Below are 22,515 nucleotides of genomic sequence, written 5' to 3' on the forward strand. Positions count from 1 at the left end.
CGCCGCCCGCCGCCCGCCGCCCGCCGCCCGCCGCCCGCCGCCCGCCGCCCGCCGCCCGCGGTCTGCGGTCTGCGGTCTGTCACACTGCTGGCCAACAAGTCCCCCGGTCCGTCATTCCGTCGGCCGCCATCCCGCCGCCGCGGCTACCAACTCTGTTGGCCACCACCCGCGGCGACCTTGCGGCCTTCCCAGCCCGCTGCCCGGTTGGTCCGCTGCCCGGTTGGTCCGCTGCCCGATTGGTCCCTTGCCCGGTTGGTCCGCTGCCCGGTTGGTTCGTCGCGCGGGCCGTCCGTCGCTCGTTTGGTCCATCGCTCGGTTGGTCGTCACCCTGTCGGCCCGTCGCGCGGTCGGCACGCCGCTCTGCCGGCCCATTACCCTGCCTGCCCGCGACCGATGGCCATCTCTGCCGGCCTGGTCGCGCTCCCTTCTTTTTACCGGGCCTACCCCGTCTCGGCCCTTGAGTGCTGGCACAGGAGAGCCGGTAGTCCCGGTGCGAGGCCCGCTCGCGCACGTTGATCGGTGCTGGGTTGTAGGTCGGTTTCACGTGAAACGGCTAGTCACCATCGCTGATGGAGATCGCGGCAAGGTCGTGGCATTGCTTCACTTGGTTCGGGAAGTCGTGCCAGGCACCGGCAGCAGAAACTCGGCTAGACAATCTGGTCTTGTGCAAAGGGGCCGCCAACATTGTCGGCGCGTTTGCCGTGCTCGATCAAAATCGCCGATTCAGCTCGTACTGTGTGACAGCCCCGAGGCTTCTTCGGGCCTCTGAGGAGGGAACGCCTTTCCGTGGATGCTCGCGTGGGCAAAGGCCACGCATGGGTCCCTGTTCGTCGGTGGCGGCCATGTTCGGCGCCCAGTTCGCCGTAGGACTAGCCGAGCCGCCGGGGGCCTTCGAACCCTGCGCACAGAGTTGGTCAGCAACGCGACCGAGTGGTGAGCGAAGCTTTATCAATTTGCAGGACAGGTTCTCGTTCCTCGCTCCCCGTGCCTCGCTCCCCGCCTCTCGCTCCTCGCTCCCCGCCTCTCGCTCCCCGCCTCTCGCTCCCCGCTCCCGCTCCCCGCCCCTCGTTTCACGTGAAACAAGAGCGTGGAACGAGCAGAACCCTGGCCGATCTTGAAACACTTAAGCAATGGTTCAGCGCTGCTACCTCCGCCGCCTCCTCCACTCCCCCGGCGGCAGCGAGCCTGTCAGCAGACAAATGAGGAGGCCGACGGCCCCACACGGACGGTAGATCCAGCCATAGGCGGTCGAGGCTGGCCTTCGCTCTTCTATGCCAAGCAAAGGGTGACAACCGTCTTGGCGGCGTAACGACTCCTTCATTACCGCCACCCCAGCGATCTTTCCCGCTGAAGAGTGCTGGTGCGACGCGTGGTAGGCGTTACCACGCCGGCCCTCGAAGTCGGATCGGCGAACGCGGCTCGGTCAGGAAGCCAGTAAGGCCAGGCGGTCCTGCGCGATCTGATTCGCCCGCCGGCTGGAGCCGCTCGGCGCTGCCGGTCCGGGATGGTGAGCGGAGTTCGGTTGAGGGCCTGCTGATGCTTCGGTGCTACAGACCATGTTCGCTCAGCGTGGAAGCCCGACTCCAATGGCTCCGCTTACGTTCCACGTGAAACATGTCCGATGTCGACCCAGCTGGGTTGCAGTCACCAGGCCTCAGACCGCTCAGCCGGCATCGAACGAGATCAGTTCTGGTGCAGCCCGGACCAGACCTGATCCGTCCTCGGTCAGATCCTTGTCGTCAGAACGTATTGCGCGGCCTGGAAACCCAGAGCGCTCGGAGCGCGCTGCCGTACCTCTGCTTGCCGGACACCGGCCAGCCAACTGCTGGCTGCCGGCTAAGGTCCTACTGGCGATTCGACCCGCAAGATTCGATGTACTAGTCGTTTCACGTGAAACGACTAGCGAACTAGCATCCCCGGAGCCCGGAGCCCGGAGCCCGGAGCCCGGAGCCCGGAGCCCGGAGCCCGGAGCCCGGAGCCCGGAGCCCGGAGCCCGGAGCCCGGAGCCCGGAGCCCGGAGCCCGGAGCCCGGAGTCCGGAGCCCGGAGTCCGGAGTCCGGAGCCCGGAGCCCGGAGCCGTTTCACGTGAAACGTGTGCGAAAGGCGAAGCCCGCGGGCATGGTCATCGGGTGCTCGCAGGCTCGTCCGTCATGTGCACAGCGTGAGAGCGATGTCATCCGGCCTGAGGCGCGGCCAGATGGGCGCACTTCAGGACAGCGTCGTGGATCTTGCGAAGAATTTCAAACCCGAGCTGAAGCTGGACCACGACTTGCACGTCTGGTCGAGGAGTCGCACTGAATCAGCTCCTGCTGCCGGGCGGTTGTGGCTCTTCCCCGTCAGTTGCCAAAGCCGAAGCTCGAAGCCGAGTGACCGCCGAGCCTATCGGGATCGAGTCTCGGGCCCGGCGTTGCGGTGTCTTTGGTGCACGAGTCGTCCCGACGCTTGTACTTGGGCTGCGAATGCCATGAAGTACTCGCGTGCTTGATATCGCAGCGGCTGTGTTGGTCGCTCGGCTAAGCAAGGCTCGTCAAAGTGCCGGTTACGAAGCAGAGTGATGCAGCCCTGCTGCAGGCTGATTCCAAGCACATGCCAACGGCCGTTCCGCACTCGAGCGGACGGGCAGCGGACCAGAGTCAAAATCCAGCTGATTGCCGGCCGCCGGATCGGCTCGAACCTGACTAGCCAGGGACGCCCTCACCTGACCAGTCAGGGGTCTTTCCGAGTTCAAGGATTTGCGGGCTCTCGGCACTAGCGGGCGTAGCGACGATCAATCCGCGCGTAGCGCCTGCGTTCTTCCGCTCAACCCGTACCCGAGATCACCGTCCTGTCGGCAGATGTGGCCACCTGCCGACCGAGCTTGGCGGATTCCTCCCCGCGCCGTCACCACGATCCGACCCGACTCGGTTGCGGAGTCTCGGATGCACAGTCAGAGCAGCGATAGAGAGGCCGCGCGGGTCATGGTCAATTCGTCAACACTCAACAGCACGGCGGTAAAAGGCCCAGCCGGTCGCTGCCCCCGACGAGGCACAGTTTGTGACGAGATTCTTGGTGGGGCGCAGGTGTGATGAGGCGAAAGAGACGGCCAGGCTCACCGACGTCGGGACAGGCAGGTCGAACCTTCGCCACTTGCACAGAGCGCGCCGCGGCGTTTCAGGAGCCCCGTGATTGGGGCGCCTGCGCGTTGGGGTGCGCGCGTTGGAGGGGTGCGTGCGGGGTGGAGGGGTGCGTGCGCGTTGAAGAGATATTGCGTGCTGGAGGGTGGCCCGCATGTTGGCGGGGGTGGCCCGCATGTTGGCGGGGTACCTGCGCGTTGGCGGGGTGGCCGCGCGTTGGCAGGGTGGCCGCGCGTTGGCAGGGTGGCCGCGTTGAAAGATGCTTGCGCGTTGGAGGTGGCCACGCATTGGAGATGTGGCTGCGCACCGGAGGGGTGCTTGCGTGTTAGCGGGGTGCCTACAAGGTGGAGGCCAAACCTTGTCGGTGCGGACTGAGGTCAGGTGGAAGTCTTGGGGGACGGGCGACGTGTGTGATCGAGTCGGCCGCAGTCGGCTCGATGGTCGGGGTTGAGTAGAGGTCGCCCACGGGTCCGCGGTTGGTACTCCCCTGCTCTGAGCTCGCTCCGTCATCTGCCAGGAGGAACCGGTCTACTGTTCGACAACTCAGTGATCGGGTTACGGGTGACGAAGGGGTCCGCGTCAGAATCACTGTGCGGCTCAAGTGGCATCACATGTGGCTTGAAGGCACGTTGTGATCTGCGTGGCTCATCGCGTAGTTGTGCTTGGTCTCGATGGTGGCGAAACGCTCGTCCCGCCGGTCGACTCTCACCAGACCTACTTGGAAGCCACAGCAGCGTCGCCTGCTGCTCGGCCAGCGGCGCGGCGATCGGCCCACCTTCCCGGCGCGTCTCCCGTCGACAGGCATCAACTGGGCCGACCAGCCTGGTGGGCTCGATTGGAGGGAGGCGCGGCTCTCCACGGGCGGAGTTGGTTCAGCCGCCTGGTGTCCGTACCCGTTGCGGCCAGCGGGCGGCTCGGCCTCGGGCGAGCCGCCCACCGTGCCGCCGCCGACGCCAACGCCGCCGACGCCAACGCCGCCGACGTCAACGCCGCCGACGTCAACGCCGCCGACGTCAACGCCGCCGACGTCAACGCCGCCGACGTCAACGCCGCCGCCGCCAACGCCGCCGCCAACCCCAACCCCAACCCCCAACCCCAACCCCAACGCCGACGCCGACGCCGCCGACGCAGCCAACCCCGACGCCGACGCTGCAGTCGGCGATCTCAAGCGCCACTGCCCAGCGGTCGGAGGGACACGAGAGTGGGCGGTCTGCTTACGGGCCCAAAGCGACCTTCCCGGAACAGGTATCCGACGATGGCGGCAACCCGGCGTGCGGATCGGCGATGTGTGCAGCGGCGCCGAGACCGACATCCGCTGCTACTGCGGGCATGAGCCTCGTCTGTTGCAACTGCCTGAGGCGGCTGGTGGTGTGCTGCCAGATCTGCTGCGAGGAAGCTAGCTCATCACGACTGCATCCCTTCGAAACGATCGCTGTCTCAAGCCGACCCGCTCGCCCTGGAGCCGGCGGGCCGCATTCGAGCTTCTCTGCGGGGGTGCTTGCGCGTCCTTGCTCGGCAATCGATGAGAAGTTGGATTTAGTGCCGTGGCTGGCCGTTGGGGCCACCCCCTTCTTGGGTGCCGCTCATGCTTTGCAAGAGTTGGCTGCATCGGGCCTTACCGATGTGGGTCCGTGGATTGCGTTCGTGCTTGGGCGCGCTCCAGTTGGATCCTGATGCTCACGGCTAGCGGTGTGGAGCGCGGGATATTTATCCGTACCGCTGGTCGAATTTGGTCGGCCGGGCCGGCGCGCGTTGGTCGACGCGCTCGCATGAGGTGACCGGTGCTGGCGATGACCGTTGGCTCTGTCGGTCGCTGCGCGGCTGGACGCCGACGATGCCGACGTCGAACGCTCCCCGAGCTGATCTCAGTTGGACTGGCCGCTGACAAGCGAGAGGAGCGGAGGCTGCTCCGTAACCGCCCAGTCCTTTGCGCCCACGGTCGTGGAGACGGTTACGAATAGGGGGTCTGCGACGCCGATACGGGGCCCGATCTGGTCGGGCACGACCTGCCCTACCGCGACTCCATCGAGCAGGCCAGCGGTGGTGTGACGCGTGGTTGCGGTGCCGGCTGATCCCCCGAGGCCGTCATCGTTGGGGAGACTAACCGTGCTCGGCCATCCACGCCTCCGCGTTCGAAGCGCGACAAGGGCTCTTGGCGAAGCGAGCAACGTGGGCATAGCTGTCGGGTGGCTGGCAGAAGCTGCCTAGCACCAGGCGGCTGGATGCAGGCCCGAGGGCCAGGACGGGGCTCGAGTCAGAACCAATGCGAGTGCTTGGACCAGTGTCGGAGCCGGGCTGAGTCGGAACCAGAACCGAGGCTTCCGAAGCTAAGGCTCGGGGCTGGTACTGGAGGCGGGTCTGGCCCTGGTACTGGGACGCGGGGGCAGGCCGGAACCGTAGACAGGGCCGAGCCGAACTAGAGGCCCAGGACGCCGCAGCCGGAACCCGCCGCAGCCGGCCGAGCAAGAGCCAGGGACAGGCCGAGCTGGCACTAGAGGCCCGCGGCGCCGGAGCCGGGACCCGCCGCGGCGGGCCGGGCAAAGGCTGAGAGTGGGCGAGCTGGAACTAGTGGCCCAAGGTGCCGAAGCTGGGACCCGCCGCGGCGGGCCGGGCAAGAGCCGGAGAAAGGGCCGAGCCGGCACTAGAGGCCCAAGGTGCCGCAGCCGGGACCCGCCGCGGCAGGCCCAGTAAAACCAGAGACAGGGCCGAGCCGGAGCTGGACGCAAGGGCTGGGCGGGCTGGGGACTGGAAGCAGGGCCAGGTGTGGGACCGGGGTGGAGGGGCCGACGGTAGCGCCGGGTTCAGCGACGGCCCGGCGTCCGCCGGATTGGTTCGGCGCCAGGGCCGCCGCCGGCGCCCCATTCAGCGTTGTCGATGGGAGGTGGGGTTGATTTTGAGGGAGGGGTCTGGCCGTCCGAGTTTGGGTTGGGCTTGCGTTTGAGGGTGGGCCCAGCGGTTTGGTGTTGGTGTGAGGGGACGGCGGCGGGGAGTTATCCACAGGCTGTGTGTAACTGCTGTTGAGAACTTGGGGTGGCTGTTTCACGTGAAACGGCGTTGATGTGGTGTGTGGGGTGGGGTTCTGTATCCACAGGGTGCGCAAGTCTGCGACGTGGTGTTTCACGTGAAACTGAGTGGGCTGTGGATAACTTCTGTGGATAACTTTTGGCGTGTGGGGGTGTTCGCGGACGGTGACGATGATCTACGTCATCGGGCGGTGGTGGGGTGGGTTCTGAGGGTGGCTCAGTTACCGCGAAATTGACCCGGGACAGGGGGTCGGGGCTGGGCTAAGGTTCCCGTCGTGGCCGACAACATCCCCCCGCTGCCCGACTTCACGCGCTGGCCGTCGTTCCCGTTCGAGGGCGACATGAGGGTCAAACCGTTGGCTGCTCCCGTTGATGTCGAGCCGCCGCGTAGCGGTGAAGATGCGGCGGACTGCGTTGCCTGTAACACGCCCGACGAGGCGTACATCTGGATCAGCGAACGCTGGCGGGTGCGGGCGATGGACCGGCCTACGGGACTTCCTATGGTCCTCATTCTCGAGTGTCGATCGCACCTCGACATCGGGGACCTTCCGAACCTTCTGGCGGCTGAGTTGGGCGTCATGACTGTTCGGCTCGAGCGGGCGATTCGGTCGCTGGACGGTGTTGCTCGGGTTCACGTGAATCGTTGGGGTGACGGCTCGGCCCATCTGCACATGTGGTTCCTCGCGCGACCGCAGGGTCGGCTGCAGCTGCGCGGCACTTTCCTGACGCTGTGGGACGACATCCTGCCTGCCATCCCCGAGCAACAGTGGCGCGAAAACCTGGCCTTGGTTGCGGCCTGGCTCGCCGATTTCGGTGGCACCGCTCTGGCCGAGCCGCCGCACATCCAGTGGGAATCGCCCTCCACCATCAACTACGCCAGCGACCGATCCGACGCGCACGTTGATGAGCCCATTGACTCCCCCGCGCATCCGCCGTTCGGCACCACCGAGCGGGAGACTGACGCTGCGCCTCCGACCGTGGATCGGGAAACGCACGGAGCGCGCCCGACCACTGATCGGCAGACTGACACCGACCGTCCAACGGTGGACGCTGCGACCTCGGCCCAAGAAGCCGCGTGGTCGGGTGGCGCCAGCGATATTTCAACCTCGTCGAACCGGACTGCCGATGACTTGGCCGGCGAGTCGATCCCGGCCCAACGGACTGGTGATTTGGCGTCGGGCAACCCGGCTACGCTGCCCTCTCACATCACCCACGCATAGATACCACTCGCGCATTCCTCGGTGGCGAACGAGCCATCCCTACGGCTGGCGGATCAGTCGGCGGCGGTGAGGCGGGCGGTCGTACTTACGCGGTCAACCATCCTTCTCGGCTTGGTCGGGCCAATAAGGGTTTTGGCCGCCGCTGCGATCGCCACGACTCGGGCCAGTGAGTCCGGTTCCCGGACAGCACATCGCCGTATGCCATGGGCGGTGGAAGGCTCTTACACCACGCGAGCGGACGTGACCCCCTGGGCGCAGTCGTTCGTGCGACTCGCGAGTGTGGTTGAGCGAGCGCTGGCCGGCTCAACGTAGGCAACGTACCGGTCGCGTTGGCGCAACAGATGCGCGACCGCGCTGTCTTCGAGTGGTCGACCGACACGCTGCGGCTCAAACGCGCGCTACGTGGCTGGCTCGGCGCCGGCCTCGCCGCCCTGCTGCCGAGCACGGGCGCCTCGGCCGCCGGCCGGGGTAAGTCGGTGCGAGCAGGCGCGCGGCGCGGCACGTAGTCGCAGCAGTACGAGCGTGACTTGGTCGAGCGCGTAGATCGGCGCCACCAGCAGTGACGAGCACTGCGCGATGACGGTTACGAACCCGATCGAGAGTGTGGGCGCGCAGTCGGTGGTGGGCGCGGGTCGCGGGCGTCAGGATTTGGCGATGGAGTGGGGGCGTGTTGCCGACCGGTTCGGGCTGGGGGCGTTGACGGCTGAGCCGGTGCGGGTGGTGGGTGGGCTGTCCAATGAGCTGTGGCGGGTGGTGACTGCGGATGGGACGTTCGCGGTCAAGCGGATGGTGGTCAACGCCGAACAACCGCAGTTTGTGGGGAATGTCGAGGGTGCGTTCCGGGTGGAGAGCCACGCCTGGGCGGCGGGGATAGCGATGCCCGAGCCGATCGGGGAACCGGGGACCGGCCGTGCTTTGGTGCGCGTCGGGGGTGAGCTCTTTCGAGTCCATCACTGGGTGGAGGGCTGGGCGGCTACAGATGTGGCGGCCGCGCGGGGAGCGGAACTTCTGGCGGGTATCCATGAGGCCGGTGGTCCTCGGTGGGAGGTTGTCCCGGACATCCGATGGGACGGCTCGCGGTGGAGTCCGGAACTGGCCGAGCTGGGTGACCGGGTCGGGCGGGCGCCGGACCGGATGCTGATGGTGGACAGTCACCGAGACCTTGATCGGAAGAACGCGCTCGTTCGAGAGGACGGGCAGCTGCTCGCGCTCGACTGGGACGCCGCCGGGCCGATCGGGGCGATCCATGAAGTGGTGGCGCTGGCCCTCGACTGGTCACGCCCGGACGAGAAAACGAGCGCAGCCGCAGACGCAGCCGCGGCCGAGCAAGCAAGCAAAGGAGCGGACGCAGCCTCGAGCAGGAGGACGGGCGAAAGCCCGAACGAGAAGCCGGGCGCGACTCAGCTCGGGAGGACGGGATCAGACCGGAGCGGCGACGACCGCGGGCCGGGATTGGGTGATCGGGACGAGTTCGTTGAGGCGATCACGGCCTATCGTCGGCGGACGGGCCTGGTCGTGCCGGCCGAGCCGTGGGTCTTCGGCGGCTGGGTTGCTGCGCTGGGCGGCTGGCTCGACTACAACGCCGACCACCGCGCCGGCCAAGCAATCGGCCGCGCCGAGGTCGAAACGACAAGACAGCGCCTACATGCGCTCGCCGCCGACCTCGACGCGAGGGTGGAGGTGCTCGCGCTGATCAATCCGCGGAGCGAGCACTGATCAATCCGCGGAGCGAACCGCTGATCAATCCGCGGAGCGAGCCACCGCCCGGTCAACCAGCGTCTTGAGAATGTGGCCCAGGTCTTGCCCAGCCGCCTGCACGGCCAACGGCAGCAACGACGTCTCGGTCATGCCGGGCGACACGTTGATGCCCAGCACCTGAGGCGACCCGTCCTCAGCCACGATCAGGTCGACGCGGGACAGGTCGCGCAGTCCGAGGGCCTTGTGCGCGGCCAGCGCCGTCTCCGACACGCGCGCCGCCACCTCGGGCGACAGGCGGGCCGGCGTGTGCCAGGTGGTGAGGCCGGCCGTGTAGCGCGCCGCATAGTCGTAGACGCCGTCGCGCGGGACGATCTCGACGATCGGCAGGGTCTGCGGGCCGGCGCCCAGGTCGACGATCGACACCGCCACGTCCATGCCGGGCACGAACTTTTCAACCAGCGCCGTCGAGTCGTACGCGAAGCAGCCGACCATCGCCGGCGGCAGTGCACTTTCCTCGCGGACCACCGCGGCCCCCAGGCCCGAACCGCCCTGGGCCGGCTTGACCATCAGCGGCAGGCCGAGCCGGTCGACGATGCGGTCTAGCACCGCCACCGCGCCCAGCTCGGAGAACCGGTCGTGCGGCAGCGCCACCCAGTCCGGCGTCGGGATGCCGGCCTCGCGCAGCATCGACTTGGCCGACGGCTTGTCCCAGGCCAGGCGGGCCGCCCGGGCGTCGCAGCCCACGTAGGGCACGCCGCACAGGTCGAGCACCCCGCGCAGCGAACCGTCTTCGCCCGTGGCGCCGTGCAGAGCGATCACCACCGCATCGGGCGGATCCTCTTGCAGCGAGGGCAGCAGAGTTACGTCGGCGTCACGCATCTCGGCACTCAGGCCGGTGGCGCGCAGCGCGTCGAGGACGCGCCGGCCCGAGCGCAATGAGACGTCCCGTTCGTAGGAGAGGCCGCCGGCCAGAACCATCACGCGCACTTCGTCACCCATGCTGGAGATCATGCCAAGTCGGGGCCGGGAGCATCCGCGGCGGCCGTGCCCCGGCGCCGCGCGTGCGAGCCGCCGATGGACGGGCCGAAGACGGCCCGCATCGCCAGCTCTTGCTCCATCACCCCGGACAGGCGCCGGATGCCCTCGCGGATGCGCTCGGGCGAGGAGAACGAGAAGTTGAGCCGCATGTTGTTGCGGCCAGTGCCGTCGGCGTAGAAGCCCGTGCCGGGCACGTAGGCGACCCGCGCGGCGATCGCGCGCGGCATCATCGCCTTGGAGTCGAGGCCCTCGGGCAACGTCGCCCACACGAACAGGCCGCCGGTCGGGTGGGTCCAGCTGCTGCCGGGCGGCATGAGGTCGCGCAGTGAGGTGAGCATGGCGTCGCGGCGCTCGCGGTAGATCTCGCGATAGACCTTGATCTGCTCCTGCCACGGCATCGTCGACAGATACTGCGTCACCGCGCCCTGCGCGAACGCGCTCGGGCAGAGCACGTTGGCCTCGCTCATCATCACGAGCTTTTCCCGTACGGCGTGCGGCGCCAGAATCCAGCCGACGCGCAGCCCCGGGGCGAAGGTCTTGGAGAACGTGCTGACGTAGAAGACACCCTCACGACGGCGCGCCCGCATCGGCAACGGCGCCTCACCCTCGAACGACAACATGCCGTACGGATCGTCCTCGACCACCAGCAGGCCGGCCCGCTCGCAGATGTCGAGCACTTGTTCGCGCCGCTCGGCGGTCAGCGTGACGCCGGCCGGGTTTTGGAACGTCGGGATCGTGTAGAGGAACTTGGCCTTGCGGCCGGACCGTTCAACGGCGGCGATCGCCTCTTCCAGCGCGGCCGGGATGAGCCCGTCGTCGTCCATCGGGACGTGCTTGACCTGGGCCTGGGCCGCCTGAAAGACACCGAGCGCGCCCACGTAGCTGGGGCCCTCGGCCAGCACCACGTCGCCCGGGTCGAGGAACAGGCGGGCCAGCAGGTCGAGCGCCTGCTGACCGCCGACCGTGACCACCACGTCGTCGGGTGACGCACCGTGGATGCCGGACAGGGCCATGACCTCGCAGATGCGCTCGCGCAGGTCGACCGTGCCCTGGCCGATGCCGTACTGAAGAGAACTGGCACCTTGCTCGGCGGCGAGCTTGTTGAGCATTTCGCCGACCGCGTCGAGCGGCAGGGCGGCGATGTAGGGCGACCCGCCGGCGAGCGACACGACCTCGGGACGACTTGCCACTGCGAACAGTGCGCGGATCTCGGAGGTGGTCATGCCACGCACCCGACGCGCGTACCGATCGGTGTAGTCGTCCTGAGTAGTGCCGGTCATGCGGCTTCACCTCGCAGGTGAGAAGACAGTTGGTGGAATCGTAGCCGCGCGGTGCGACAGAAGCCCTCGATTAACCAGTCACTGTGCCCGAGCTGGTCCCGTTCATGACTATTGCGGCGTAGGATCCCACCCGGGGCGCTGGGCCCGATGACGCCGAGGGGGATGCAGTGTCGCGACGCCTGGTCAACCTCACGCTGGACACGCTCGGAGACCTTCCCCGGCCGTGCAGCCAGTGTGTCTTCTGGGAGCTCGACCCGGTCGCGGCCGAGCGCGCGTGCGCCTCGGGCGACCCGGGGCTCGAGAAAGAAGCGTGGGTCTCGCAGACCCTGCTCGAGTGGGGCTCCTGCGGCAAGCTGGCCTACGTCGACGGCATGCCGGCCGGTTTTGTGATGTACGCCCCGCCGGCTTATGTCCCCCGTTCGATGGCCTTCCCGACCTCGCCCGTGAGCGCCGACGCCGCCCTGCTGATGACCGCGCACGTGGTGGCCTCGTTTGCCGGGGGCGGGCTGGGCCGCATGCTCGTGCAGGGCGTCGCCCGCGACCTGACCAAGCGTGGGGTCAAGGCGATCGAGGCGTTCGGCGACGCGAAGTTCGGCGAGGCCGACGACGAGAAGCAGACGGGCTGTGTCGCCCCGGTCGACTTCTTCTTGTCGGTCGGCTTCAAGACCGTGCGCCCGCACCCGCGCTTCCCCCGGCTGCGCCTCGAGCTGCGCACCGCCCTGTCGTGGAAGTCCGACGTCGAGTACGCACTCGAGAAGCTTCTCGGTTCGATGAGCCCCGAGACGTTGCTGCGGCCGGTGCGCCCGGCCACAGCCACCCGTAGCGTCGAGAGCTGATCAGCCCTTGCTCGACAGCGCCATGCGCAGCTGGCGCACGTCGATCGAACCGGTGGGCACGTCGGCCTCGACGGGGTAGTACATGCGCTGCACGGCGGCCAGGATCGCCTCGACGATCTGCTCGCGGAACAGCGGGTTGACCAGCCGGTCCCGGTCAAGCGGCGAGGTCAGATAACCCAGATCCACCCGTACGGCGGGCATGCGGGTCAGTCGCAGCAGCTCCCACGTCTTGGCGTGGATGCGGCAGTCGCGCATGCCGGTGCGTACGACGATCTCGCGCTGGACCAGGTTGGCCAGCCGCTCCCCCACCGTCGAGCTGAGCCCGCTGCCGGTGCCGTAGTGGTAGGTCGCCACACCGTCGGCCACCTCGTTGTCGTGCCCGTCGAGGTGCAGCGAGATCAGCAGGTCGGCGCCGAGGCTGTTGGCCAGCCCGGCCCGCTCGGCGCTGCCGATGGACTCGGCCGGCTTGGGCCCGCGGGTCATGTGGACGCGCATGCCGGCCGCGGCGAGCCGGCCCTCGAGCCGGTTGGCCAGGTCGTAGACGAGGTCGGCCTCGCTCCAGCGCAGCGGACCGTCGGGCACCACGACGCCCTGGTCGTCACCGCCGCCGTGGCCCGGGTCGATCACGATCGTCTTGCCGACCAGGTTGGTGCCGGCCTGCCGGAACGCCTCGGCCTCGCGCAGCCACTGCGGGCGGCCGCCGACGACCTTGCGGCCGAGCTGGCGCAGCGCCTTCATGGTCTGGGGGCCGCAGGAGCCGTCGGAGGTCAGGCCGACCTCGCGCTGGAACTGGGCGACGGCGCGGGCCGTGCGCGGACCGTAGATCGAGTCGGGCCGACCGGAGTCGAAGCCCATCTCGAGGAGTCGTTCCTGCAGGGTGCGCACGTCCTCGCCGACCAGCGCGTCGGGCACCGAGTGGAACAGGGTGCGGGCGCCGAGCCGCCAGCGGGACGCGTCGAGCGCACCCCACGTCTCGTCGCCGACCAGACCGTCCACGCCGAGCCCGCGGCCCTGCTGGAAGGCCCGCACCGCGGTGTCCATGGCGTCGTCGAAGACATCCCCGGCGGACTCCAGCAGTTCGAGTCCGACCAGGATCGACCGGATCTCGGCAACGGCCGGGCCGCTGTCTCCACGTCGGATGGAACGCACGCGTGACTCCCTAGATAACGAAGGACGACTCTGCGCAGAGTACTCCGCACATGCCGACGCCCCGCATCCTCGAGGGGCGCGGGGCGTCGGAAATGACTGTCAGAGAGCCGATTCGATGAAGTTGACCAGGGCGCTCTTGGGCTTGGCGCCGGTGACCGAGCTGACCGGCTCACCGCCCTTGAAGATCGTGAGGGTCGGGACCGACATCACGCGGTAGGCCCGGGTGGTCTCCGGGTTCTCGTCGATGTTGACCTGGACGATCTCGACCTTGTCGCCCATCTCTTTGGCGATCTCGGCCAGCAGCGGGTCGACCTTCTTGCAGGGCGCGCACCACTCCGCCCAGAAGTCGACCAGCACGGGCTTGTCCGCTTGCAGCACGTCGCTCACAAAAGTGGCGTCCGTGACCGCCTTACCTGCAACTCCCACTACGACCCTCCAGGTCTTCTTGCCGCGACTCTTTACAGCTCGACGAATGAGGCGATGAAACGCTCGGCGTCCAGCGCCGCCGCGGTGCCGGTGCCGGCGGCGGTGATGGCCTGCCGGTAGGTGTGGTCGACCAGGTCACCGGCGGCGAAGACGCCCGGGATGTTGGTGCGGGTCGACGGGTGGTCGACCTTGACGTAACCCTCGTCGTCGAGCTCGATCTGGCCCTTGAACAGCTCGCTGCGTGGGTCGTGACCGATGGCCACGAACACACCGGTGACGTCGAGGACCTTTTCCTCGCCGGTCTTGATGTTGCGCAGACGGGCACCGGAGACCTTGCCGTCGTGGCCGATGATCTCTTCGACCGTCGAGTCCCACTCGACCTTGATCTTCTCGTTGTTGAGCGCCCGCAGCTGCATGACCTTGCTGGCCCGGAACGAGTCGCGCCGGTGCACGATCGTCACCGACTCGGCGAAGCGGGTGAGGAAGGTCGCCTCTTCCATCGCGGAGTCGCCACCGCCGACCACCACGATGTGGTGGTTGCGGAAGAAGAAGCCGTCACAGGTGGCACAGGACGAGACGCCGTGGCCGAGCAGTTCCTGCTCGCCGGGCACGCCCAGCGGGCGCCAGGCCGAGCCGGTGGAGAGGATCACGGCGCGGGCGAAGAACTGCTTGTCGCCGACCCAGACCGTCTTGAGGCCCTCGGTGCCGGCCTCGGTCGGCTTGTCGCCCAGCTCGACCCGGGTCACGTCGTCGGTGAGGAACTCGGCGCCGAACCGCTCGGCCTGGGCGCGCATGTTGTCCATGAGCTCGGGACCCATGATCCCGTCACGGAAGCCGGGGAAGTTCTCGACCTCGGTCGTGGTCATCAGGGCGCCGCCGGACTGAACGCCCTCGATCACGAGCGGCTTGAGGTTCGCCCGGGCGGCGTACAGCGCCGCGGTGTACCCGGACGGTCCCGAACCGATGATGATCAGATTACGGACCTCGTCCACTACCGACTCCTCAGTCTGCTCTTCGCCGGGATATCCGCTCGGCGACACTGCACGCTAGAACGCCATGTTGGGTACGCACCATTCCCGCACAGGCAGCCGTGGCCGACCTCACGCGAGTTGTCTGGGGTGCCGTTCAGCGTACCGGGACTTTGTCGAACTCGTCGGCGCCCGCCGGGCGCGTGCCGCAGTCGGCGCCGACGGCCCAGACCCAGTCACCGTTCTCAGCAGTGAATCGGACGATCAGCGCCGATACACCATCGAACCGGGCGAAGTCCACGGTTTGCACCCCGATGACGCCACCGGCGTTCTCGCGCTCGATCGCCTCGAAGCACTCCTGGAGCGCGGCCGGGGCGGACAGGCGGGTCAGGGCCGGATCCTCGAGAGCGATGCGGCTGCGGTCGGCCTCGGCCGCGCCCATGGCCGGCGGGGAGGCTTTGCCGCTCGAGGCGAGGGAACTCGCCGGTTCCGTGGCCAGGGTGGCCCGGGTGTAGTTGGTGCCCGTGGCCAGGATGACCTCGCTGGGGGCGGACATCGCCTGGTCGGCCGATCCGCCGCCGGCCGTGGAACTGGCCGACTCGTCGCTCTGGGTGTCGTTGCTGGTGCCGGCGAGATAGTCGGCGCCGAAGCCGACAAAAGCGATGAACCCCGCCGCGATGGCGATCGGAGTCACCCAGCGCCGGCGGCGGCCCGCGGGCTCGGCGGTGGGCGCCGCGGCGTCCCCCTTGACCAGGGTCAGGGCGGGCGCGCTGAACATGCCGTCGAGCCGCGCGGCCAGGTCGGCCGGCATCGGCTCGGGCTCGAGGCGGCCCAGCTCGGACTGGACCAGGGTGACGCCGCCGCTGAGCGACTCGTACGCCTCGCGCCAGTCCGGATCCTCAGCGATCAGGGTGGCCACCGCGGACTCGTCGGGGGTGCCCTCGAGGGCACCACCGATGTAGTCCGCCAGCAGGTCGATGTCGACCCCGCTGAACTCGGCCCCGGTCACCTCTGGTCCCTCCGTTCGTTGCGTCCGGGTGGCGGCTGCGCCGTACCCGGTCCGGATGGGACGGTTTCCGGCGCGTCCTGGTTCCCGGACCGGGGGTGACCGCTGTCTCTCCCCCGTAACTCGCCGAGCGCGAGCGCCATCCGGGCCCGGCCGCGGGCGCACCGGCTCTTGATCGTGCCGACCGCCACGTCGAGGATCTCGGCCGCCTCGGCCACCGGGTAACCCTGGACGTCGACCAGCACGATCGCGGCCCGCTGGTCGGCCGGCAGATCGGCCAGCGCCTGCCGCACGAGCAGCGACGTCTCGTGGTCGGTGACCGGCGCGGCCGGTTCCACACCCGACGGCCGGTCGTCGGACCGGCTGCCGTCGGGCAGCGGCACAGTCGGGTGGGCCTGGCGGCGCCGGATGCGGTCGAGCGAGGCGTTCACCACGATGCGGTGCAGCCAGGTGGTGACGGCCGAGTCGCCGCGGAACCGGGCGGCGTTGCGATGGGCCGAGAGCAGTGCGTCCTGCACCGCGTCGGCCGCCTCTTCACGGTCGCCGATCGTGCGCAGGGCCACCGCCCACAGCCGGTCACGATGGCGCCGGACCAGCTCGCCGAAGGCCTCGCGGTCGCCGTCGACGTGGGCGCGCAGAAGCTCGGCGTCGCTCGTCCCCGCGTTGTCGGGGCCGTCCCCGGTGTTCACGCTGACACGCTAACGAATAACTCGCGCGGGCGAGTGCTCAGTAACCGGTGAGCTCGATCTTCTCGACATCGACCTGGTAACGACCGTCGTCGCTCTTGGGCAGCTCGGTCAGGAAGACCAGCACGTACTGGTACTTCTGGTTCGGGTTGAAGCCGGAGAACACCTCGCGAGTGCCCTCGGTCTTCTCGGTGCCACCGTCGCCGAGCTTCTTGTACGTGTCGACGATCTTCTTGTCGCCGGCCGAGTTGTCGCCGAAGTCCTGCGTGCCGGTGCGGATGTCCATCGCCACGTTCGGGCTGGACGTCTCGACCGTGACCTCGGACAGCTGACGCGGGGTGCCGAGGTTGATCAGCACGCCCATGCCCTTCTTGATGTGCCCGAAGTTGGCCTGGTTGAAGTGCTCGGTGCTCCACACCGTTTCCGGGTCGTCGTCGACCGTGAACTTCGCCCGGTCGGACTGGCGGCGGTCGCCGTCCGGCGGGTCGACCATGCGGACCATGTCGGCGTTGAGCGGAATCTTCTTCGGCGTGGGCTGGGCCTGGGTCGCGCCGTCGTCCTGAGTGGCCGAATCCTGCCCGCCGGTGTTGGCCTGCGTGGTCTGTGAGGGATTGTCGTCGTTCGAGCCGCTGATGGCCCGGATGCCGAAGACCAGGCCGATGACGGCGATGACGACCAGGGCGGCCACCCCGATGACGATCTTCGACGTGCTGCGGGTGGGCTCGGTCGTCGTGTTCTGCGCGAAACGCAGGGGACCGACGTCCTCGTAGTCCTCTTCGGCGGCGTCGAGCCGGGCCAGCTCGGCGGCGAGCGCGTCGGCCTCGGGCGCGGCGACCCGGGTGTCGAGCAGGTCCATCGTCAGGTCGTCGAGGTAGGCCGGGATGCCGGCGCGGATCTGCCGGGGCGCGGCCGGGGCGCCGGTGGCGTCGCGGTTGGCGTCGGGCAGGGCCGAACTGCCGACCTCGGTGTGCGGCCAGTGACCGGTCAGGGCGAAGTAGAGGATGCCGCCGACGGCGCGGATGTCGCCCTCGACGTTGTCGGCCGAGTCGGCCCGGGCGTCGGCCAGCACGACCCGGCCGTCGTCGCCGATCAGCGTCGTGCCGGGGTGGACGTTGCCGTGCACCATGCCGGTCGCATGCACCGCGGCCAGCGCGTCGGCGATCGAGTGGGCGATCGCGGTGGCGCGGCCCGGGTCGAGCGGACCGTCGGTCGCGACCAGCTCACGCAGCGACTCGCCGTCGACCCACTCGCGCACGACGTAGGCGCGGGCGCCCTCGTCGATCGCGTCGTAGACGCCGACCAGATTGGGGTGGATGACCCGGCTCGCGTCGACCGCGGCCTGCAACATCTCGGCGGCCGAGGCGCCGCCGGGGTAACGCAGCACCACCGCGACCGGGCGGCGCAGGATGACGTCGATGCCGCGCCAGACCTGCCGGCCGGCGCTGTCGTCGTTGACGTGTTCCTCGAGCTGATAGCGCTCGGCCAGGACCTCACCGGCGGTGGGTGCACCGAAAGTCATGACCGGTCCGTCCGCATCGGCCGCGGTCTCGTGGCCTTCGCCGACCTGGGTCACCAGTCCTCCTCGGTGCTCCACGCACGGTTTGCCGTGCTAGGTGCAGATGCTGCTAGCTGCAGGTGCCGTGCTTGGTGCGAAAGGCGACGTGCTGAGAAGCACATGCCGACACCGACCATACCCGCCCGGGGCTATGCCGCGGCAGGTCGTCCCCCCGGCGCGGCTGCCCCGGCCGATGCGTCACGTGATTCCGGTGTGACCCTCGGTGTCGGCTGATCGGCTGATCAGCGGCCGAGTTTGCGCCGCACCATCCCGATCACCTGGCTGACCTCGGAGACCCGCAGAGCGAGGGCCGCGCCCAGGTAGGCCAGCAGAATCACCGCGCCGCCGGCGACCAGTTGCAGAATTGCCTCGCCGCGGCCGGACGGAGATCCAGCGCCGGGCAGGAAGTGCACGACGAGCAGACCGAGGGCGGCGGCGATCGCGGCTGCGACCACCACCTTGATCAGTGCCACGGCGACCGATCCCAGATTGAGCCGGCCGATCTTGCGACGGAGCACGGCCAGCGAGATCACCGCGGAGACGGCGTACGAAATGGCGTTGGCCGCCGTCATGCCGGCCGCGGCCAGCGAAGCCTTGAGCACCTCGGCCAGGACGAAATAGGCCGCGATACGAACCGCGACCACCGGCAGGTTGATCAGCGCCGCGGTGCGATTGCCCTGCAGAGAATAAAAGGTGTAGGTACACAGATAGCTGATCGACAGCGGGATGACGGCGAACGCGGCCACCATGAGAACCGTGCCCGTGGCCAGCGCGTCCTTGTTCTTGAAGGCGCCACCCTGGAAGAGCATGACCGCGAGCGGGGTGCTCAGGACGCCGTACATCACCGAGATCGGGGCCAGCGCCACCGTGACCAGCCGGATGGCCCGGCTCAGATCGGCGCTCACCTCGGCGTAGCGGCCGTCGGCGGCAGCCGCGCTCATCTTCGGCAGCAGGGCCGTCATCACCGAGACGCCGATGATTCCGTGGGCCATGGTGACCAGCAGGAAGACGTTGTTGAAGGCGAGCACGCTGGCGTTGTCCTGGCCGGCGACCCGGTTGAGGATGCGCACCACGACGAAGACGGCGATCTGGTTGGCCCCGACGTAGCAGAGCATCCAGCCGGCCAGCTTGCCGATCTCGCCCAGGCCCAGCGAGCGGGGATCCCAGCGCCACTTCCAGCTGAAGCCGACCTTGCGCAGCGCCGGCAGCAGGCCCACCGCCTGCGCCACCATGCCCAGGAGCAGGCCGCCACCCATCACCGCGATGCGAGCGGGTGTCATGTCCTCGGGCTTCAGGTTGCCGGCGGTGCCGAAGAACGCGATGAAGACACCACAGGCGGCGATCACGACCAGGCTGTTGAGGATCGGCGCCCAGGTCGGGGCGGCGAAATGACCGCGCACGTTCAGAACCGCACCGATCATCGCCGAGAGGCCGGTGAAGAAGATGATCGGCAGAACCAGGTACGCGAAGTGCGTGACCAGGTTGCGGTAGGGCTCGGGGTTGTCGCCGGCCTGGATCCAGGTGATCAGCGGGGCGGCCACCACGACCAGCGCCGTGGCTACGCCGAGCGACACGACGGCGAAGGTCAGCAGCTTGCGGGTGAACTCGAGGCCGCCGTCGGCGTCGGCCTTCTTGCGTCGTACGAGCAGAGGCACCAGGACGCTGCTGAGGATGCCACCGAGCAGCAATTCGTAGATCTGCCCGGGTAGGAACTGTGCGCTGGTGAACGCGTCACCGATGCCGTAACCCAGCGTGATGCCGATCAGGGCATTCCGGACGAAGCCGATGATCCGGCTGACAAAGCTGGCCACCGCCATCATCGCGCTGGCTCCGGTGGTGCTCTGCTCCTCCGGCGGAGGCAGCTGCTCGGGCGGCAGGGCCTGGTCCTCGACCGCAGCCACGCCGGGCACTTCGGAGTCGACCGAGATCAGGGTGACGCCGTCGGCCGGATCGTCGCCCGTAGCGGCGTACGCGCTGCGGTAGACGCCGTTCTCCGCCCTCGGGGGATCACCCTCGGGCGTGGCGTTCGCGCTGCGGTAGATACCGCCGTTCACCGAACCTCCCGAGCATCGTGCGGAACTTCAGCCACCATAGAGGTGCCCCTCACAAACTGTGCCGCAGGAGCGTGCCCGGCTCGGCCCCGGCCAGGGTCTCGACCATCCAGCAGGCCTCGGCCGGCACCAGCGGCTCGCTCAGCGCGTCGAGCACCGTCGGATGATCGCAGCCGGCCTCGGTGAGCGCACCGAGCAGGGCCGGAACCGGTCGAAGATCACCAGTGTCCAGGATGTGCCGGGCGATCGGGCGGGTCTCGGCGTACCACTGCTGGTCGCACACGGCTTCCAGGTGGGCGGCGGACAGGCGTACCAAATCGGCCAGTAACTCGCGCGGAAAGCGCGACCCACCGCGGACGTCGTTGAAGGTGCGCTCGGGCCGGCTGAGCTCGGCGATCGTGGCCTCGTCGAGCACCTGCGGCGACAGCGCCACCGGGGCCGGCCACCAGTCGTCGCTCGCGAAGAGCGGCAGCGGCGCCTGCTCGGGACCGGAGGGCGGCACCGGCGGCACATCCCGGCGAATCGACCGGTACGCCGCCTCGCGCATGGCGGCGACGGCCGGCTCGTCGTCGTCGGGCGTGACCGGCGCGAACGGCGACAGCAGCGCGACCACCAGGCCCGGATGCGGCAGCCGCGGATCTTCCCAGGCGATCACCCGGGCGCACAGGTCGAGCTCCCACCAGCGCAGAGCGGCCGGGGCGGGCCCACCGGCCGGCGCCCAGCCGAGCTGGATCGGCTCGCTGTGCGCGGGACCACGCAGACCGAGCGTGCGCTCGCCGGTGGCCGGATCGAGATCGAGCACGAGGGCGTAGCCGCCGATGACCGGGAAGGTCACCCGCAGCTCGGAGGAGGGGTCGTCGCCGGTCGCGCCAGTCCAGAAATCGGGGTTTTCGGTCAGGCGGAGCAGCGCCTCGGGAACAGGCACGCGCCCATCCTGCCCGCTGCCCACGACGCCTGCCACGGCCTCCCTCCAACCGCCCCACCCGCCGCCCGAAAGAGGACTGAAGGCCTATAACCTGGTTGTCCCATGTCTGTGTTGAACACCGCCCAGCGAAACGCGGTCGCCGAGCTGCTGCGGGTCTCCCCCGTCGCCGACGAGCTGGGGCGCCGGTTCGGCGCCGCCGGCCATGAGCTGCATCTCGTCGGTGGGTCGGTGCGCGACGCGCTGCTCGGCCGCCTCGGCGACGATCTCGACTTCTGCACCGACGCCCGCCCCGAGCAGACCCTCGAGGTCGTGCAGGGCTGGGCCGACGCGATCTGGGAGACCGGTCGCGAGTTCGGCACCATCGGCTTGCAGAAGAACGGCCTGCGCCTCGAGATCACGACCTTCCGGGCCGAGGCGTACGACGGGGTGACTCGCAACCCCGTGGTCGAGTACGGCACCTCGCTGCTGGACGACCTCGAGCGGCGGGACTTCACGATCAACGCGATGGCGGTGTCCCTGCCGGGGCATGTCTTCACCGACCCGTACGGGGGTCTGGAGGATCTGGCCGCGAAGGTGATCCGCACCCCCGCCGCCCCGGCCCAGTCGTTCGGTGATGATCCACTTCGGATGCTGCGGGCGGCCCGGTTCGCGTCCAAGCTCCAATTCACTGTGGATCAGAAGGTCATTTCAGCCATGCGCGACATGGCCGCTGATCTGGGGCGTATCACTGCCGAGCGGATCCGGGACGAGTTCACCAAACTCATGAACGGCGCCGACCCCATCACCGGCCTGCGCCTGCTGGTCGACACGGGTCTCGGCGACCAGTTCATTCCCGAGGTGGCCGGGCTCAAGCTCGAGATCGACGAGCACGCCCAGCACAAGGACGTCTACGAGCACACGCTGATCGTCGTGCAGAACGCGATCCGGCTCGAGGGCGACGAGGGCCCCGACTTCGTGCTGCGGATGGCCGCGCTCATGCACGACGTGGGCAAGCCGGCCACCAAGGCGGTCGGGCGCGACGGCCGGGTCAGCTTCCACCACCACGAGGTGGTCGGCGCGCGCATGACCAAGCAGCGTATGAAGGCCATGAAGTACCCCAAGGACGTCACTTCCGACGTGGTCGAGCTGGTCGGGCTGCACCTGCGCTTCTACGGGTACGGCCGGGGCGAGTGGACCGATTCGGCCGTGCGCCGCTACGTCACCGACGCCGGTCCCCTGCTCCCCCAGCTGCACAAACTGACCCGCTCGGACGTGACGACCCGTAACAAGCGCAAGGCGGCCAACCTGGCTGCCGACTACGACGCGCTCGAGGAGCGGATCGCCCGGCTCGCGGCCGAGGAAGATCTCGCCCGCGTCCGCCCCGACCTCGACGGCAACGCGATCATGGAGCTGCTGGGCGTCCCGCCGGGCCCGGTGGTCGGTCAGGCCTGGCGTTTCCTCAAGGAGCTGCGCCTCGACCGCGGTCCGCTCGACCGCGACGAGGCCGAGGCCGAACTGTTCAAATGGGCCCGCGACAACGGGCACCTTTCCGCTTAGCGACT

General features: G+C 68.7%; 15 protein-coding genes. 5 read left to right on the forward strand and 10 right to left on the reverse strand.

Annotation, left to right across the window (positions count from 1 at the left end; translation table 11 throughout):
* Window positions 1-6,477 precede the first annotated feature (6,477 nt).
* The 3 genes from M1L60_RS32180 to M1L60_RS32190 all read left to right on the forward strand — a co-directional run bounded on the left by M1L60_RS32180 (window position 6,478) and on the right by M1L60_RS32190 (window position 9,072).
* The gene (locus tag M1L60_RS32180) at window positions 6,478-7,356 is read left to right on the forward strand and encodes a hypothetical protein (RefSeq protein WP_438862175.1); all 879 of its coding nucleotides are present in this window, start codon (window positions 6,478-6,480) and stop codon (window positions 7,354-7,356) included.
* Between the two features lie 341 nt (window positions 7,357-7,697).
* Window positions 7,698-7,862 (forward strand): hypothetical protein, encoded by a 165-nt coding sequence (locus M1L60_RS32185; protein ID WP_253241319.1) that lies wholly within the window; start codon window positions 7,698-7,700, stop codon window positions 7,860-7,862.
* 70 nt (window positions 7,863-7,932) lie between these two features.
* Window positions 7,933-9,072 carry an aminoglycoside phosphotransferase family protein gene (locus tag M1L60_RS32190; protein WP_253241320.1) on the forward strand — a complete coding sequence of 380 codons (1,140 nt, stop codon included), beginning with the start codon at window positions 7,933-7,935 and terminating at the stop codon, window positions 9,070-9,072.
* A gap of 24 nt (window positions 9,073-9,096) precedes the next feature.
* Here the strand turns inward: M1L60_RS32190 and M1L60_RS32195 are convergent, their stop codons facing one another.
* Window positions 9,097-10,065, reverse strand: a complete 969-nt coding sequence (locus M1L60_RS32195; RefSeq protein WP_253241321.1) for a D-alanine--D-alanine ligase family protein — start codon at window positions 10,063-10,065, stop codon at window positions 9,097-9,099.
* Complete coding sequence (locus M1L60_RS32200) at window positions 10,062-11,372, reverse strand: aminotransferase-like domain-containing protein (RefSeq protein ID WP_253241322.1); 1,311 nt, start codon at window positions 11,370-11,372, stop codon at window positions 10,062-10,064. The genes M1L60_RS32195 and M1L60_RS32200 overlap by 4 nt, the downstream gene beginning before the upstream one ends.
* Window positions 11,373-11,539: 167 nt before the next feature.
* Between M1L60_RS32200 and M1L60_RS32205 the strand changes: the two genes are divergently transcribed.
* The gene (locus M1L60_RS32205; protein WP_253241323.1) at window positions 11,540-12,208 is read left to right on the forward strand and encodes a GNAT family N-acetyltransferase; all 669 of its coding nucleotides are present in this window, start codon (window positions 11,540-11,542) and stop codon (window positions 12,206-12,208) included.
* Here the strand turns inward: M1L60_RS32205 and M1L60_RS32210 are convergent, their stop codons facing one another.
* The 8 genes from M1L60_RS32210 to M1L60_RS32245 form a co-directional block, all read right to left on the reverse strand.
* Complete coding sequence (locus tag M1L60_RS32210) at window positions 12,209-13,357, reverse strand: N-acetylmuramoyl-L-alanine amidase (RefSeq protein ID WP_253241324.1); 1,149 nt, start codon at window positions 13,355-13,357, stop codon at window positions 12,209-12,211. It lies immediately after the preceding gene.
* A 99-nt stretch (window positions 13,358-13,456) separates the two neighbouring features.
* Entirely contained in the window at window positions 13,457-13,783 is a 327-nt protein-coding gene (gene trxA / locus M1L60_RS32215) for a thioredoxin (protein ID WP_253241325.1), read from the reverse strand.
* A gap of 32 nt (window positions 13,784-13,815) precedes the next feature.
* Window positions 13,816-14,775, reverse strand: coding sequence for a thioredoxin-disulfide reductase (gene trxB / locus M1L60_RS32220; protein ID WP_253241326.1), 960 nt, complete (start codon window positions 14,773-14,775; stop codon window positions 13,816-13,818).
* A 133-nt stretch (window positions 14,776-14,908) separates the two neighbouring features.
* Window positions 14,909-15,760 (reverse strand): RsmA family anti-sigma factor, encoded by an 852-nt coding sequence (locus tag M1L60_RS32225; RefSeq protein ID WP_253241327.1) that lies wholly within the window; start codon window positions 15,758-15,760, stop codon window positions 14,909-14,911.
* Complete coding sequence (gene sigM / locus M1L60_RS32230) at window positions 15,757-16,446, reverse strand: RNA polymerase sigma factor SigM (RefSeq protein ID WP_253241328.1); 690 nt, start codon at window positions 16,444-16,446, stop codon at window positions 15,757-15,759. Before sigM ends, M1L60_RS32225 begins: the two co-directional genes overlap by 4 nt.
* Window positions 16,447-16,483: 37 nt before the next feature.
* Entirely contained in the window at window positions 16,484-17,962 is a 1,479-nt protein-coding gene (locus M1L60_RS32235; RefSeq protein WP_253241329.1) for a protein kinase family protein, read from the reverse strand.
* Between the two features lie 278 nt (window positions 17,963-18,240).
* Window positions 18,241-20,052 (reverse strand): murein biosynthesis integral membrane protein MurJ, encoded by a 1,812-nt coding sequence (gene murJ, locus M1L60_RS32240; RefSeq protein WP_253241330.1) that lies wholly within the window; start codon window positions 20,050-20,052, stop codon window positions 18,241-18,243.
* 49 nt (window positions 20,053-20,101) lie between these two features.
* A complete protein-coding gene (locus M1L60_RS32245) occupies window positions 20,102-20,974 on the reverse strand; it encodes a hypothetical protein (RefSeq protein WP_253241331.1) in 873 nt (290 codons plus the stop codon).
* Between the two features lie 102 nt (window positions 20,975-21,076).
* On the opposite strand from M1L60_RS32245, the gene M1L60_RS32250 reads away from it, so the two are divergent.
* Entirely contained in the window at window positions 21,077-22,510 is a 1,434-nt protein-coding gene (locus M1L60_RS32250) for a CCA tRNA nucleotidyltransferase (protein ID WP_253241332.1), read from the forward strand.
* The last annotated feature ends 5 nt before the right edge of the window (window positions 22,511-22,515 follow it).

The sequence above is a fragment of the Paractinoplanes aksuensis genome, from assembly GCF_024137025.1.
GTDB classification, from domain to species: Bacteria; Actinomycetota; Actinomycetes; order Mycobacteriales; family Micromonosporaceae; genus Actinoplanes; species Actinoplanes aksuensis.

What these genes read in the sequence shown, in the direction of transcription:
- M1L60_RS32180 (WP_438862175.1), top strand. Translation starts at nt 6,478, where the DNA reads ATGAGGGTCAAACCGTTGGCTGCTCCCGTTGATGTCGAGCCGCCGCGT.
- M1L60_RS32185 (WP_253241319.1), top strand. Translation starts at nt 7,698, where the DNA reads ATGCGCGACCGCGCTGTCTTCGAGTGGTCGACCGACACGCTGCGGCTC.
- M1L60_RS32190 (WP_253241320.1), top strand. Translation starts at nt 7,933, where the DNA reads ATGACGGTTACGAACCCGATCGAGAGTGTGGGCGCGCAGTCGGTGGTG.
- M1L60_RS32195 (WP_253241321.1), bottom strand. Translation starts at nt 10,065, where the DNA reads ATGATCTCCAGCATGGGTGACGAAGTGCGCGTGATGGTTCTGGCCGGC.
- M1L60_RS32200 (WP_253241322.1), bottom strand. Translation starts at nt 11,372, where the DNA reads ATGACCGGCACTACTCAGGACGACTACACCGATCGGTACGCGCGTCGG.
- M1L60_RS32235 (WP_253241329.1), bottom strand. Translation starts at nt 17,962, where the DNA reads ATGACTTTCGGTGCACCCACCGCCGGTGAGGTCCTGGCCGAGCGCTAT.
- M1L60_RS32250 (WP_253241332.1), top strand. Translation starts at nt 21,077, where the DNA reads ATGTCTGTGTTGAACACCGCCCAGCGAAACGCGGTCGCCGAGCTGCTG.